At 54.0% G+C, this 15,902-nt stretch carries 8 protein-coding genes and 1 pseudogene; all 9 read left to right on the top strand.

Features of this window, described 5'->3' with window-relative positions:
• Positions 1–666: a type VI secretion system-associated protein VasI gene (vasI, locus tag ACX9GU_RS16605; protein ID WP_024529709.1), complete on the top strand. Its 666-nt coding sequence runs from the start codon at positions 1–3 to the stop codon at positions 664–666.
• Between the two features lie 5 nt (positions 667–671).
• A complete protein-coding gene (gene tssA, locus ACX9GU_RS16600; RefSeq protein ID WP_473192263.1) occupies positions 672–2,066 on the top strand; it encodes a type VI secretion system protein TssA in 1,395 nt (464 codons plus the stop codon).
• Positions 2,067–2,097: 31 nt separating this feature from the next.
• Positions 2,098–5,631 (top strand): type VI secretion system membrane subunit TssM, encoded by a 3,534-nt coding sequence (gene tssM, locus ACX9GU_RS16595; protein ID WP_473192262.1) that lies wholly within the window; start codon positions 2,098–2,100, stop codon positions 5,629–5,631.
• A 60-nt stretch (positions 5,632–5,691) separates the two neighbouring features.
• The gene (locus tag ACX9GU_RS16590; RefSeq protein ID WP_473192261.1) at positions 5,692–7,080 is read left to right on the top strand and encodes a VasL domain-containing protein; all 1,389 of its coding nucleotides are present in this window, start codon (positions 5,692–5,694) and stop codon (positions 7,078–7,080) included.
• 328 nt (positions 7,081–7,408) lie between these two features.
• Positions 7,409–9,103: pseudogene (locus ACX9GU_RS16585) on the top strand (type VI secretion system Vgr family protein); the annotation flags it as partial.
• Positions 9,104–9,130: 27 nt separating this feature from the next.
• Positions 9,131–10,099 (top strand): DUF6973 domain-containing protein, encoded by a 969-nt coding sequence (locus tag ACX9GU_RS16580; RefSeq protein ID WP_473195202.1) that lies wholly within the window; start codon positions 9,131–9,133, stop codon positions 10,097–10,099.
• A gap of 65 nt (positions 10,100–10,164) precedes the next feature.
• On the top strand, positions 10,165–10,614 hold the full coding sequence (locus tag ACX9GU_RS16575; RefSeq protein ID WP_473192260.1) for a hypothetical protein: 450 nt from the start codon (positions 10,165–10,167) through the stop codon (positions 10,612–10,614).
• A gap of 225 nt (positions 10,615–10,839) precedes the next feature.
• Positions 10,840–11,310: a DcrB-related protein gene (locus tag ACX9GU_RS16570; RefSeq protein ID WP_473192259.1), complete on the top strand. Its 471-nt coding sequence runs from the start codon at positions 10,840–10,842 to the stop codon at positions 11,308–11,310.
• A gap of 12 nt (positions 11,311–11,322) precedes the next feature.
• On the top strand, positions 11,323–15,900 hold the full coding sequence (locus ACX9GU_RS16565) for an RHS repeat-associated core domain-containing protein (protein WP_473192258.1): 4,578 nt from the start codon (positions 11,323–11,325) through the stop codon (positions 15,898–15,900).
• Positions 15,901–15,902 lie beyond the last annotated feature (2 nt).

Here is a 15,902-nt window from a genome sequence, read left to right as displayed (position 1 = left end):
ATGAATACGTGGTTATTGATCGGTTCGTTACTGCTTTCCGGCAGCAATTCAGCCACCGAGTGGCTAAGCGGCCTTTCGCTGTCGCAGCCTGAAGGGGATGCGCATCAGTTGGCGCTGCTGATGAACTGCCGCAGTGAAAGCTCGCCGCTGGTGCGTCTGGACTGCTACGACAACGCGTTGTCAGCGGCCAGCGGCGACAACCCTGGTCAGGTACAGGCCGGGCCAGCCTGGCAGCGAGCCATGGCGCAGGAAAAAGGCCGCCGCGATCACTCGACGGCATTCCTGATAAGCGAAGGGCAGGGCAACAACCCGCAGGTGGTGCTGACCACGCCAGCGATTGGTGTGCCACCACCGCGGCCGGTGCTGATGCTGAGCTGCATCGACAACATTACCCGTTTGCAGATCGCCTTGGTCGGTCCGCAAAAAGACGGTGCGGTGACGCTAACGGCGGATAGCGATCGGTTTAACGTGCAGTGGTTCCTGCGTGAAAACGGCTATCTGCTGGAATCCAGCCGGGGCCTGGCTGGCATTGATGAGATCAAGCGGTTGATGTCGGCGCAGACGCTGACGATCGACGGTACCAACGGCGGGTTACCCCGTCTGACATTTAATATTTCGCAGTTAACGCCAGCGCTGAAACCGCTGCGTAACGCCTGCCACTGGTGAGGACTATGGATAGCACGTCACAACATCCCTGGCATGCATTATTGCTGACACCGCTGACGCCCGAGCAGACCGCCAAGGCGTTGGCCGATGACGATCCGCAATGGGAGCATATCGACAGCCAGATGGTCAAAGTGGGTTCGCTGACCCACAGCTCGCTGAATATTGATGACCTTCAGCAGCAGGCGATGGCTCTGCTGTCGCAAAAAAGCAAAGACTTCCGTTTGGTGGTGCACCTGCTGCGTACCTTGCAGCACGGGGGCGAACCGAGCGACCTGATGCTGGCGATCTCCTTGCTGACCGCCTACGTGCAGAACTTCTGGACCAGCGCCTGGCCGTTGAACCCGCTGCATAAGCGCCGCTTTGCCCAGCAGATCCTCAAGCGTTTTGACAGCGCCAGCGGCAGCTTTAGCCAACGGGCGACGGATGCCCAACGCCAGGATGTGCAAGGTTTGCTGGCACATCTGGCCCAGGTCTGGCACAGCGACGAACCGGCCCTGGCGAAAGAGGTGGATAGCCTGCGAACCAGCTATGCGCGGTTGCCTACTCGCACCGTTGAACCGGTGGTTGAGGAGGAAGAACGCCCTCAGTCTGGTTCGGCATCGACATCAACCACTGCCAGCAGAACGATCAGCCCCAGCCTGAGCATTGATAACTCCAGCGATAAAGCCTGGCGGCAAACGCTGCTGAAAATGGCGGATTTGCTGTGTGAACTGCACCCGGAAGCCGCCATTGGTTTCCGCCTGCGTCGCCATGCCCTGTGGGGCAGCTTGACCGCGCCACCGATAGCGCAGGCCGATGGGCGCACGCCGCTGGCAGCCGTTTCTGTCGATCGCATGGCCGATTATCTGGGGCGCATTGCGACTGCGGATCTGGCCCTGTGGCAACAGGTAGAACAGAGCCTGGCGCTGGCACCTTACTGGCTGGATGGCCACGCGCTTTCGGCGCAGATCGCTATTCGGCTGGGATACGCAGGAGTTGCGCAGGCCATACGCGACGAACTGAGCGCCTTTATCGAACGGATGCCGGCGTTAACCACCCTTTACTTTACCGATATGACGCCATTCCTCTCCCCTGAATCTGCCAGCTGGTTACAGCAGGATATGGGTGCCAAAGGGGGAGGTAACACTATTGAACAGGATGAAATTTGGCAATGCTATCAACAGCAAGGACTGGAAGCCGCGTTACAGATGATCGATCGGCAATCGCAGCAATCCGAACCCAGGGACCGTTTTTACCTGCAATTGCTCAGCGCCCAGCTACTGGAAAAAGCGGGGATGACGGCGCTGGCACAGCAGCACTATCACAACCTGTTGCAGGTGGGGCAGCAAGTGCAGCTAAGCGAATGGGAACCGGCGTTGATCGCCTTGCTAACAGACAAGCAGCGGCAGCTCAAGCCGTGATGGCCAGGGAAGGGAACAGGAGCGTTAACGCATGAAATTGCCCTCATTTATTCATTTTGCCAGACCGGCCATTCCGCGCATCAAAGCCTCGGTGCCGGTGGTACTGGCGCTGTTGGCCTGTATCGGCTTGATTTGGGTCTGGATTTACGGGCCGGAATGGAAGCTGAAGGATTACCAACCGTTCGAACCTTTGCTGAGCCGCTGGTTGGTGACTGCATTGGTCGTGCTGCTGGCGGTGTGCTGGCTCACCTTCAAAATGGTGCGGCGTTTACAGCAGTTGGAAAAGCTGCAGCTGCAGGCCAAAACGCAGGTCGACGATCCGATCCTGGCCGATATCGAACAGCAGGACCAGTATTTGGGCGTCTGGAAGCAGCAGCTGCAACGGCGGCTGAATACCCCGGCTTATCTCTATCGTCTGCCTTGGTACATGGTGATTGGCACCCGCAACAGCGGCAAAAGCACCCTGATCAAAGAAGGCTACAAGCTGACCGAAATCGCCAGCCCGGAACTGACCAGCGTGGAAGACGCCGGTGAGCTGCGCGTGCGCTGCTGGCTGGGTGAACAGGCGGTGCTGATCGATCCGGCAGGTGAGCTGATCGAGCAGCCAACGCTGTCCATAGTGGGCAAAGCGGCGCTCAATAGCCGCCTATGGCAAAGCCTGCTGAACTGGTTGGTTGAACACCGTAAACGCCAGCCGCTGAACGGCCTGATCCTCACCGTCGATCTGCATCAACTGCTGACGGCGAACAAGGCTCAACGCGAAAACATGATTGCCAGCCTCCATCAGCGTTTGCAGGATGTGCGCCAGGCGCTGCATAGCCAGCTGCCGCTGTACGTGGTGTTTACCAAACTGGACCTGCTGTACGGGTTTGAAGCGATGTACCAGACGCTGGATAAGGCACAACGCGAAGCAGTGCTGGGGGTGACCTTCAGCCTGAACGCCGCCGAGCCGGAGGTGTGGCGCAAAGAGTTGCAGCAGTTCTGGCAACAATGGATCGCCCAGTTGAACGGTGCGATGCCAGACATGATGCTCAACGGCGTTGATGCCGGGCAGCGTAGCCAACTGTTCAGCTTTACCCGCCAGATGCAAGGCCTGCAAGAGTATGTGGTGCAACTGCTGGAGGGGATCCTCTACAGCGGCGATCATCAGCAGCCGCTGTTGCGCGGTATCTACCTGACTTCTGCCCAACAGCGCGGACAGATGGATGACGTGTTTACCCAGTCTGCCGCCGTGCAGTATCACCTGTCGCCGCAGGCCTTCCCAACCTGGCCGGTCGCCGAAACGACCCCGTACTTCACCAAAGAGCTGTTTAATCAGGTGTTGCTGGCGGAACCGAATCTGGCGGGCGAAAACGGCCTGTGGCTGCGTAACTCCAGAAAACGCCTGATGGTGTTCTCCTGCGTGGGGGCCGCGGTGGCGTTGACGCTGTGGGGTTGCTGGCAATACTACTATCAGAGCAACTACCGTGCCGGACAAGAGGTCCTTGCCCAGGCCAAAACCTTCCTCTCCATCCCGACGCCGAAGGGTGACGATCGCTATGGCAACCTGCAGCTGCCGTTGCTGAACCCGATCCGTGACGCCACGCTGGCTTATGGCAACTACCATGAGCGCAACAGCCTGTTGGCGGACATGGGCCTGTATCAAGGCAACAACATCGGCCCTTACGTGGAAAGCACCTATCTGCAACTGTTGCAGCAGCGCTTTGTTCCGGCGTTGATGAGTGGCCTGTTGGAGCAGTTGAATGCCGCGCCTCCAGGCAGCGAAGAGAAACTCGAGATCCTGCGCGTGATGCGCATGCTGGAAGACGGCAGTGGCCGCAATATAGCGCTGGTGGAACAATTTATGGGCGATCGCTGGAGCCAGCAGTTTAACGGCCAGCGCGAGTTGCAACAGCAGTTGATGGGCCATCTGGACTATGCGCTTAAGCACACCGATTGGCGTGCCGCGCGGGAAAGTGGCGATCAGATTGCCATCAAGAACTTTATCCCATATCGCCAGCCGATCCAGCTGGCACAGCGCGAGTTGAGCAAGCTGTCGATTTATCAGCGGGTCTACCAGAACCTGCGCATCAAGGCACAGGAAGCACTGCCTCCGGCCCTGAACCTGCGCGATCAGATCGGTGCAAGCTTTGACGACATCTTTATCTCCAACAACGATCGCCTGCTGGTGGTGCCGCAGTTCCTGACGCGCAACGGTTTGCAGAACTACTTCACCAAGCAGAATGACCAACTGGTCGATCTGACGGTGATGGACAGCTGGGTGCTGGATCTCAGCAAAAACGTCGAGTATAGCGAGGCGGATCGCAAAGAGATCCAGCGGCAGGTGACCGAGCAGTATATCGGTGACTATACCGCCACCTGGCGTGCGGCGATGAATAACCTGTCGGTCGGTGAGTTTGAAGATCTGCCGCAGGCGATCAGTGCCATCGAGCAGGTGATCAGCGGTGAGCAGCCTTTCCGCCGTGCCTTGCAGACGCTGAGTGATAACACTCGGCTGCCTGCGGTGCCTGACGCGTTGCAGGGTAAAGAACGCCAGGAACTGATGCAAAAATCCGATTATCAACTGCTGGGCCGCGTCAACCGCGAGTTCGCGCCGGAAACCGGCGTGCTGGTGGAGAACGGTGACAAAGGCAGCGTGCTGCAAAGCGTCTACCAAAAACTGACCGAACTGCACCGTTACCTGCTGGCGATCCAAAACTCACCGGCACCGGGTAAAGCGGCCATGAAGGCGGTACAGCTGCGCCTGGATCAAAACAGCAGCGACCCGATCTTCGAAGTTCAGCAGTTGGCGAAAAACCTGCCGGAACCGCTGAACCGTTGGGTAGGGGATTTGGCCGAACAAGCCTGGCGCGTAGTGATGATGGAAGCCATCCAATCGTTGGAAGTCGAGTGGAACGAGACGGTGGTGAAGCAGTATCACACCTACCTGGCTGGCCGTTATCCGTTCGATCCTAAGTCGCAGCAGGACGTGCCGCTGAGCGAGTTTGAACGCTTCTTCGGCCCGAAAGGCACCCTGGACAGCTTCTACCAGCAGAACCTGAAGCCGTTCGTGGATAACAACCTGAGCAGCGGCAGCGACGGGCAACTGTTAATCCGCCCAGACGTGCTGCAACAACTGGCACAGGCGCAGAAGATCCGCGAAACCTTCTTCTCGGCACAAAACGGCCTGGGCACCCAGTTCGCCATCGAACCGGTGGTGCTGAGCGGCAACAAACGCCGCAGCGTGCTGAACCTGGATGGGCAGTTGCTGGATTACGCCCATGGCCGTAGCAACATGGTGCATCTGGTTTGGCCTAACTCCATGCGGGCCGGGGTAGAAAGCAAGGTAACGCTGGTTCCAGATGAAAACGGCAAGTCCCCGCGCAGTATCACCTTCAGCGGCCCTTGGGCACAGCTGCGGCTGATCAACGCCGGTGAGTTGACCAACGTCGGCACCAACTCGTTCGACGTCCGCTTCAAGGTGGACGGCGGCGAGATGACCTACCGCATCCATGTGGATGAGTCCGACAACCCGTTCGCTGGCGGTCTGTTCAGCAAGTTCACCCTGCCAGACACGCTGTATTAATCGTTGTTATCCCGTCTCTCTGCCGCGCTTGGCAGAGAGACGCTTTAAGGATGAGTCCGCATGAGCGAAGCCTCAGAAAATATCATCATTCAAACCGGCGGCGATCCGCGCCATTGGCCGGAATTCAGCGCCATTCGTGAAGAGATCAACAAGATCAACCACCCGGCGCGGCCAGAGGTTAACTGGCGCCTGATTGAGTCCCTGGCGTTGACGCTGTTCCGTACCAACGGAGTCGATCTGCAAACCACGGTGTACTACGCCCTGGCGCGTACCCAAAGGCACGGGCTGGCCGGGTTTACCGAGAGCTGCGAGCTGTTGGCGGGCATGGTAGTCAGCCAATGGGAGCGATTGTGGCCAGAGCAGCCGCAGGCCCGCTCGGAAATACTGGAATGGTTCAACGCCCGCGTCGGTAGCCAACTGCGCCAGCACGAGTTCGGCATTGACGACCTGCGCCTGGTGTACCGCGCCGAGCGGGCGCTGCAACTGCTGTGCGACAAACTGCAGCAGGTCGAGCTCAAGCGCGTACCGCGCATTGAGAACCTGTTGTACCTGATGCAGAACACCGCCAAACGGCTGGAAGCCGCCCATGAAGCGGCCAAACAGCCGCCAGCGCAACCGCTGAAGATGCCCTCGATGGTGTATCTCTCGGTGCCCGAAGCGGAGCCAATCCGCACCTTATTCTCGGGGGCAAAACCTGCCGCGAATGAACCTCCACCGGCCTACGAAGAACCCGCGCCACAGCCAATAGAACAACCGTTGCCCAATGTGGAAGTGCGTTTTGCACCGCCACCACCGGTCATCCCTAAAGCGGCCAAACGCGCTGCGACGGCTTGGGGCTTTGGCGGCGGTGTGCTGTGCAGCCTGGTGGTCGCCGGTGCGGCTTACCTGATGCAGGTCAAACCAATGCAGGAGCGACTGGCGGGGCTGGCCGCTACCCCGGAAGCTTCTGTACAGCTGTGGCTGGCGCAACCGACCCTGGACGGCTACGGCCAGCAACTGAACACCCTGGAAAACCTTTCTCCATTGGCCGGGTTGCATACCGCCGATGCCTCGGTGGCGCTGGCTAACCAGCTGTGGCCGACAGATCCGGAGCAAATCGCCCAAAGCCAGCGTTGGCAACGGCTGTTACAGGCGCGGCTCGGTAACGAGCGGGCCGACAGCAGCTATTTCCAGGTGCAGCAGCGCTTGCAGGCGCTGTCGGACAAGCTGCTTGAACAGGAACAAATACGCGGCAGCCTGACGCTTTCCTATCTGAAAACGCAGGTTTATCAGATGCAAAGTGAACTGAACCGTGAAACGCCGTTGGAAGAGTTGCTGCGGCAGTTGGCGGTTTCGGTAGAACAACAACAACCGGCTTCACCGGTGCTGCTCAAGCAGATAGACGAGCGCTGGAATGCACTGCTCAGTCGCTATCACCAACTCACGCAGCAGGCAGCATCTGCCCGCTAACCTCCAGGAAGGAAAAGATATGTTTGCTGATGATAAGAAAAACGCCCCCAAGGGGGGCGTGCAGCCGAAGAACATTGTGGCCACGGAGACGCCGTCAGTCAGTGGCGATCAGGTGGTGGATATGGTGGGAGCCGCGGCTGGCGCTGTAGGCGGCAAGGCGGGCAAGGTGGTATCGCAGGCGGCGGACATTGCCAAAAAGGCCGGTTCGATAGCCTCATCCGTAGGCATCAATCCGAAGAACATTGTCAGTGGTGGGAGCGCAGCGGGCATAGCCTCATCCGCAGGCGTGAAACCGATGAACATTGTCAGCAGTGGTAGTGCCGCGGGCATGGCCTCATCTGCGGGCGTTAAGCCGATGAACTTTGCCAGCGGCGGCAGCGCCACGGCGATGGCATCCTCGGCTGCCAGTGCCCTGCTGGGCGGTGCGGAACCGAGCGGGTTGCAGTTTACGCTCTCCACGGCGAACCTGCCTCCGCAGACTTTTGTGGTGGTGGATTTCAGCCTGACCGAGATGCTCTCCTCACCGTTCGTGCTGAATGTGGGCCTGGCCAGTGCCGATCCGGCCATCGACTTTGCCGCGGTGCTGGATGAAGATGCGACGCTGGTGATCAAGCGTGAAGGGGTAGTGCAACGCAGCATCACCGGCATGGTGGCGAGTTTTGAACAGGGTGATACCGGCCTGCACCAGACCCGTTATAGCATGGTGATCCGCCCGGCACTGTGGCGCACCACGCTGCGGCGCAACTCGCGCATCTTCCAGCAGCAGAGCATCGAAAGCATCATTACCACCTTGCTGAAAGAGAACGGCATCACCGATTTTGCCTTTGGCTTGCGCAATCCCCACCCGGCCCGTGAGTTCTGCGTGCAGTATCAGGAATCGGATTTTGACTTCATCCAGCGGCTGGCCGCCGAAGAGGGGATGTTCTACTACTTCGAATACCCCGAAGGCAAAAACATCGTGGTTTATACCGATGACGTGGGCACCCTGCCGCAGGGCGCTGTGCTGCCGTATAACCCAGGCGTAGCCTCTCAGGCGCTGGAGCTGTGTGTCACCACCTTCACCCGTAGCGCACAGGTGCGTACCGCCGTGGTGGAACTGAAGGATTACACCTTTAAAAACCCGCAGTGGTCGGCGGCCTTTAATGAGCAGGCCAGCGAGCTGCAAAACCAACGGCCAGACTACGAACACTTCGACTTCCCTGGACGTTTTAAAGACGAACAGCACGGCAAGGCCTTTACCCATTACCGCCTGGAAGCCCTGCGCAACGATGCCAATCTGGGGCAAGGGCAGAGTAATGACTTTACCCTGCAGCCAGGCCTGCTGTTTACATTGACCAGCCACCCGCGTGGCGATTTGAACCACCAGTGGCAACTGCTGAGCATTCAGCACAGCGGCAGCCAGCCTCAGGCGTTGGAGCAGGAGTCTGGTGGGCAAGGCACCACGCTGAGCAACCAGTTCGTCTTCCTGCCGCACACCCAGACCTGGCGACCGACGCCGATGCCGAAACCGAGCATGGACGGCCCACAGATCGCGATGGTGGTGGGTCCAGCCGGGGAAGAAATCTACTGTGATGAGTTCGGCCGTATCCGCCTGCAATTCCTGTGGGACCGCTACGGTAAAAGCAACGACAACAGCTCGTGCTGGATCCGCGTGACCCAACCGTGGGCCGGACAGGGCTGGGGGATGTTGGCCATCCCACGTATCGGCCAGGAAGTGGTAGTTGATTTCCTGCATGGGGATCCGGACCAACCGATCGTCACCGGGCGTACCTATCACGCCAACAATATCCCGCCGGGATCGCTGCCTGCCAGCAAGACCCAGATGGCGTTCCGCTCCAAGACCCATAAGGGCGAGGGCTTCAACGAATTGCGGTTCGAGGATGCCAAGGGCGGCGAGGGGCTGTTTTTGCATGCCCAGAAGGATATGAGTACGACGGTTAAAAACGATCAGTCTCTTACCGTCGAATCAGGTAACCGGACGCTAAATATTCTTGCTGGTAACGAAACCAAAACCGTAAAGCAGGGTGGCCTGACGGAAACCATTTGTACCATGCGTAGCACCAGTGCTAATCAGGTTCAGGTCAAAGCTAAAGCAGGTAAGAGTGGCCCAGGAACACAGCTTTATGAGTCCTCAGACGACATCACGCTGAAAGTGGGGGCCGGGGAAATAAAGATGACGACCAGCAGCATAAAGATTACATTTGGTGGTTCGTGCATACAGCTGGATGCGGGTGGGGTATACGTTGATGGGGCAGTTGTTCACTTGAACAAGGGAGGTACGGAAGGTGCCTCTTCTACTCCCGCTGGTGAGGAAAGTGCTGAAGGTGCTGTCGCTGCTCCTGCTGGTGAGGGGGCGGCAGAAGGAAGTGCTGCAGCTCCTGCTGGCGGGGGAGTCAACTCTAACGCAGGGATCGCTCCAGAAAAGGGAGACGTAAAATATGATGGTTATGAGCCTAATAATAAAGAAATGTTGTTTGCAGCGAAACATCCTTTGATAGCTATCGATATCGGTAAAATTGAAAAAGGGAATAATAACATCTCTACGGTCGCGCATCGTTTTGCTAGCACAGGAACAGGAGAGAATGCGTTGCAATATACTCAGCCAAATGGAAGCACAGAAGGTACTGAGGTCAATGCATTTCGTCATACTGTATGGCAAGCTGGCATTACGAGTAAACACGGTGTGGATATTGCCAAAGAAGTTGGTGACTCGCATGAGGTTAACCCCACTGCATTTATGGATTCAAACCGTACTTTCAATACGATGGCTGATGCTGACCAAGTAACAGATCTGTTAAATAATCAAATTGGTCGTGGTATAGGTGAAAGCAATAGCGGGAAAAATATGCAAGAGCTCTCGTCTTCTGTATTGGATGAATTTCATCAAAATGGATTATATGCTGTTAAAGAAAACGTTGATGGTAAGTATGTTGTCGAAAAAACCACTCTTTCTAAAGAAAAGTATGACTATTTAAAGGAGCACCAAAGTACACTTGATAAAAATGGGAATTCAAAATGATCTTCAAACGAGTTTTTTTTCTATCTTTTCTTTATATGCTAAGTGGATGCGGGATGGGGGATGATATGAATATCGAAAAGGAAATTTTCACTCTTATTGAGTCGAAGTGTGCTAACAGTCATGAGTGTTTAATAGATCTTAACGATCTTCCATTACCTAAGTGGGATAATGCTTATATTTTTAGCAACGTCAGTAAAAGCTATATCCAGGATAAAATAAAAGTACCATACACCCTATACAAGGATGTAGGTGTAAAAATTATCTTTACTCATAATGGGAAAATAACGAGCTACGCAGAGCTGTTTCCTATTTTGGATACCAAAACGACAAGGAGTAAAATTATATTCTCGTTTGATGGAAATAAATGGGGTGGGAAACAGATGGTTAATTACTATCATTTGAGCACAAGTAACGCAAAGATGAAAGTGGTCAAGCAAACATATAGTAATGATGGTGTTTCCAATATCACTGCTTATATAATTCATCCTGAAAATGTATACCAGGTTGGAGATTGAGAAATTAATGAAGTAATGTGGGGCTTATTCGCTGGATAAGTAAATAGAGGGCTGCGAGGTGAGTACGGATACAATGCCGATGATGCTAAATAGCACCGGCTATTATTGACGACTTCCTGCTCATTTAAAAGGGCAGGAGATCTCACTGTAACACTTAGTTAATTTGCGTTCTAATGGGCGTGTGGTTATGAAAATCTCTTAATTATGACATAAGGATATGTATAAATGATTGCATCAGACAATTTATCCCTTTTTCAATTTAACGAAGGTGCTATTGAGCTACCTACAGCTTGGAAAGATCTCAGTGTGCTGGTGCTCAGTGCAGCCGATAACGACCAAAGCGGAATCAGTTTTACCATTTCCAGAGACGTTATTCCATGGGGAATGTCATTCAGTCAGTTTGCTGAGCGTGAGATATCCAGCCTGTCAAAACAGTTGAAAAATTACCAGCAGATTAATCAAGAGAATGGGGTGTTGGATTCCCGAGATACGGCAACCTCTGAATTTAGTTGGTCATCACCACAAGGGCCGATCCATCAATTAATGATGTTGCTTGATGTCACTCCTAAAGTGTTGGTTTTCACTGCCACGATCCCAGGATATATGACGGATGAACAGCGGCAACAAATAACCACGTTGATGAGTACATTCCAATTGCGGGAACCGGCCACGGCAGAAAAAACGGCTACAAAGTAACAGGAGCGGACGATGAGTGTTGCACAAGGAGTATGGTCAGGCGCAGGTGCTGCTGGCGGGCGCTCTGCCGTTCGTCAAGAGGTGATGGAACAACAGCGTGGGGCATCACCACCGAATACTAACGAAGGCGGCGCGGAGTCTTTTAACGAACAAGCTCTGAACTTTATGGAGAGCGAAGAAGTAAACAGTGCGGTGACTGTCGGTATGGGAGCTTATGCCGTCGCGAGTGGTGCAGGGGCACCTTTCGCCGTCGGGTTAGCTGCTGGTTACGTTGGCGCACAAGCGGGTAGCTATGTCGGCGAAAAAGCAGGTACAGCCATTGCCGAGTACCTTGGATGGAAAAAGGTGGCAACGGAGGGAGATGCTCCGGCGCGTATGGGTGACTTTATTGCGCACCAAAAGAAAGACCTCGGTACCTGGGGGGCATTAGGCGGAATATTGCTCGGAGCGGTTGCTGCCGTTGCTGTTGGGGCATTGGTGGTTGCTACCGGTGGCGCTGCTTTGGTTGTTGTTGCAGCCGCAGCAGCCGCAGGGGGATTTGTTGGTGCTGGTGTCGCCGCAGCTGGCGCAGTGATGGGGCAATACGGTGATAACAAAGGCACGATTATCGACGGTTCCCCCAACGTGTATTTTGAAGGGAAGAAGGTGGCTCGGGTAGGCGATCCTATCGTGTGTAGCGATCATCCAGGTCCTCCGCCGGTTATCGCGGAAGGGGCGAAAACGGTCTACGCCAATGGCAAACAAATTGCCCGTTTAGGGCACCGTACCACTTGTGATGCTAACATCAATAGCGCTGCGGCAACCATTGTTGAAACCACAGAAACGGCACAGATTTTCAAAGTTAAAGATAGCCGAAACTCAGCCCTGCGCTGGGTGACTATCGTCGCCAGTTATCTACCGATACCCAGAGGGAAGAAAAAGGGTAGCAAACCAAAAACCTCTTCTGAAGCTGAAGGTTGCAGTAATAACAAATGCACCAAACCCGGTGAGCCTGTGGATGCGGCAACGGGGGATTTTCTCCAAGTGTGGCCGATGATCGATATTCCGGGAATATTGCCACTGACGCTTACCCGACTCTATCGTTCCAGTGGTCACTTGACTGGCAGTTTTGGCGATAAATGGGCAGATGATTGGTCTCAGCATTTGATCCTTGAAGACGCGGTCATTCGTTTTCGCAACCATGAAGGTGTACTGCTGACATACGATGCCCCACAAGACGATGATGACGTTCAGGCTATCAATCTGCACGAAGGTCATTATCTGCTCTATGGCCAACGTAGTGGTGTATTGCATATTTTTAATCGACAAACACAACAGATCCTGAGCTTTGCCGAACCGCAGGGGAATGTTCGCCGCTTGTCTACCATCAGCGATCGTTTCGGTAATAAAATTCGTTTTCGCTATTCTGAAGAACGGCAGCTTTCATGCATTGATCATAGCGACGGTTATTCACTTGTACTCAGTTATCAGCAACAACAATTGCTTGCGATTGAATTGATTACACCGGTTCAACGTCAATGGCTGGTTAAATGCTGTTATGCTGCCACTGGCCTGTTGGCCGAATGTAATACATTCCAGTTCACCCACCTTTATCATGAGTATAATGCTGCCGGTTACATGACCCGTTGGCATGATACGGATAAGACCGACGCTTATATTCTCTATGACCCGCAGGGCAGAGTACTGTCTACACGTACCGCTAGCGGGCATTACCAGGATCGTTTTATCTACGATGATGCCGCCCAATGCACAACCTATCTGGATGCGGAGGGAGGATGCACCCGTTTTTGGTATAACAGTGATGGTCAGGTGATCCGTGAAATTGACCCGCTGGGGCGGGAACATTTGACTGAATGGGCGTTCGGCAACAAACTTTCTGAAACGGATGCCCTGGGACGCAAGGTAGAGTTCCAGCTTAATCAATATGGAGAAACAGAGCAGATTACGATCCCTACGGGTGAAATATATCGCTATGAGTACAATGGTTTTGGGCAGGTCACGAATAGCACCTTACCGGATGGTAAAGGTTGGCAATTTATCTATGGTGATGAAGGACAACTTTGCAGTGTTGTTGATCCGCAGGGTTTACGGCAAGAATATCGTTATGGCGAGTTGGGGGGATTAGTACGTCAGATCCTGCCTAACGGGGCAGAGTGGCGTTACAGTTACAACACGCAGCATCAAATCAGTGAGATTATCGCGCCTGATGGCGGTGTTACGCTATTAAATCAGGACATCTTTGGCCGCTTAAAAGACAGCCAAGATCCATTAGGGCACATCACCCGTTATGCATATAGCTCTCAGCATGCTAGCCCGACAGGCAGTGTCAGTCAGGTTTATTTGCCTGATGGCGTTAAGCAGGCGATCACCTATGACAGTGAAAAACGCATAGCGGCAATAACCGATGGCGCAGGAAAAACTACCCGTTACGAATACGGTGGTTTTGATTTGCTGACAGGCCTTATTCGTCCTGATGGGCAGAAATTGACATTTAGCTATGACAAGCTAACCCGTCTTGATGGTGTCACCAATGCACTAGGTGAAACTTACCGCTATACGCGTGATTTGGCCGGACAGGTCATTGCGGAAACCGATTTTACCGGGCGTACCATTCAATATCAATACGATGCTGTGGGGCGACGCATTTGGGCGCGTTACCCCGATCGTCGCGTGATCAGTTGGCAATACTCGCCGCGTGATCAGATCTTGGCTCAACAGACATGGCGCAGTGATAAATTGAGTTCCACGCTGGTTGCAACGGTGAGTTATAGCTACGACGAACAGGGGCGCTTACTAAAAGCTGAAAATGCAGAAGCCGTTGTTGAGTTTGATTATGATGATGCTGGCCAACTGATTGCCGAGCGCTTGAATGGACGAGAGATTAAGCATCAGTGGGACACGCTAAACGGCACGCCAAGTTCTCGGTTGGTTGGCGAGCTCGGGCTTGATTTTGACTACGGTCTTCAGGGGGAACTGACGCAGTTAACGCTTGCGGGCCATCAGCCATTACATTTCCGACACGACAAGTTAGGTCGGGAAACCGTGCGCGAAAGTGCCGCAGGATTTATCCAAGCCTGTAATTATACTTCAGTGGGATTGCTGGCCAACCAGGCGGCAGGACGCAATTCCCCATTGTTCCAGCAGCAATTAGTGACACCAGATTCGATGACACCTGCGTTGCATGGTAGCGCAGTCAACCGAAGTTGGCAGTATGATCGGGCCTATAACGTGGTGGGTATTGATGATGGGCGTTGGGGTAAGACGCAGTACCAATATGATCTCAATGACCAGATAGTTCGAGCCAATTTTGCTGGCGTTTTGCCGCTCATTGAGCAGTTTACCTACGACGCTAACCTGAACGTCACATTGCATGCTCGTATGCCTCGTGGGGCTGAGGCTGCATTACAGCAAGACCAACAACATCAGCGGGCAGGCCGTGTCGTATCCCGTGGTAACTGCCAATATCATTACGATATGGGTGGAAGGTTGGTTGAAAAACGAACGCTTAAAGAAGGGTTTCGTCCGCAGGTGTGGCGCTACCGCTGGAATGAACAGGATCAGCTATCGGAATTGATGACGCCGAAAGGTGAACGTTGGCGCTATGGTTATGATGCTTTTGGGCGGCGCATCCGAAAACTACGGTTAGTTGACAGCAAGCCATTTATTTCTACGTTGTTTGATTTGCCTGAATCAGCTACTCCACCAGCTAGCGCTGTGGTGCACGGTTATGAGTACCTGTGGAGTGGTGATCAACTGATAGAGGAAGCCCCTATCTATGCCGATGGCACCGTTGCCTACGAGCAGAGTATCTACTGGTTGTATACCCCTGGTTCGTTAGCACCGGTGGCCCGCTATGAACAGGGCAAACTCCATTATGTCGTCACCGATCACATGGGTACTCCACGTGAATTGCTCAACGAACAGGGGAAGATGGTCTGGGCAGATCGTTTAAGTACCTGGGGTAAAACCGAGTTGTGGCAACAAGCGGCCAACGACGAAGATAAGGTCACCTGCAATCTACGGTTTGCGGGTCAGTATGCGGATGCCGAGTCTGGGTTGCATTATAACCGTTATCGCTATTATGATGTGGATACCGGGCAGTACTTGTGTCCAGACCCGATAGGGCTGGCGGGGGGCGAGAGGCTGTACGGATACGTGCATAACCCACTGACCTGGATCGACCCATTAGGGCTGACAGGATGCCCTAAAGCAGATAGGAAGAGAAGACATCATTCAAGTTCTGCTGAGTATGATAAACATACGAAAGCCAAAACACAGGCTGAAGCAATTAAATTATCTAGTAATAAAGGGCCTGCTCAATACTGGAATGAAAAGGTTCAAGGCAGTATGAACTCAAAAGAGGCCACTAGTTTTAGAAATCAACTAGAAAAAGAAGCTCTCCGACATGGAACTTATGCTCCGCAGAGTGGCGGGTCTGACTATTATATATACGACGCTGGAAGAACTATTGGCTATAACAATGGGAAACCGACACAGTATATGAGGGTTGAGGTTACAAAGAGCACAAACGAATTCCATGGACATCCAATTGCACCTGAGAAATATTTCGATTACTTGAGTAAGGTATGAGA

The sequence above is a fragment of the Serratia sp. K1WW1 genome, assembly GCF_055790865.1.
Note: the sequence above shows the minus strand (reverse complement) of the source record. Positions and strands in the feature narration are given on the sequence as shown.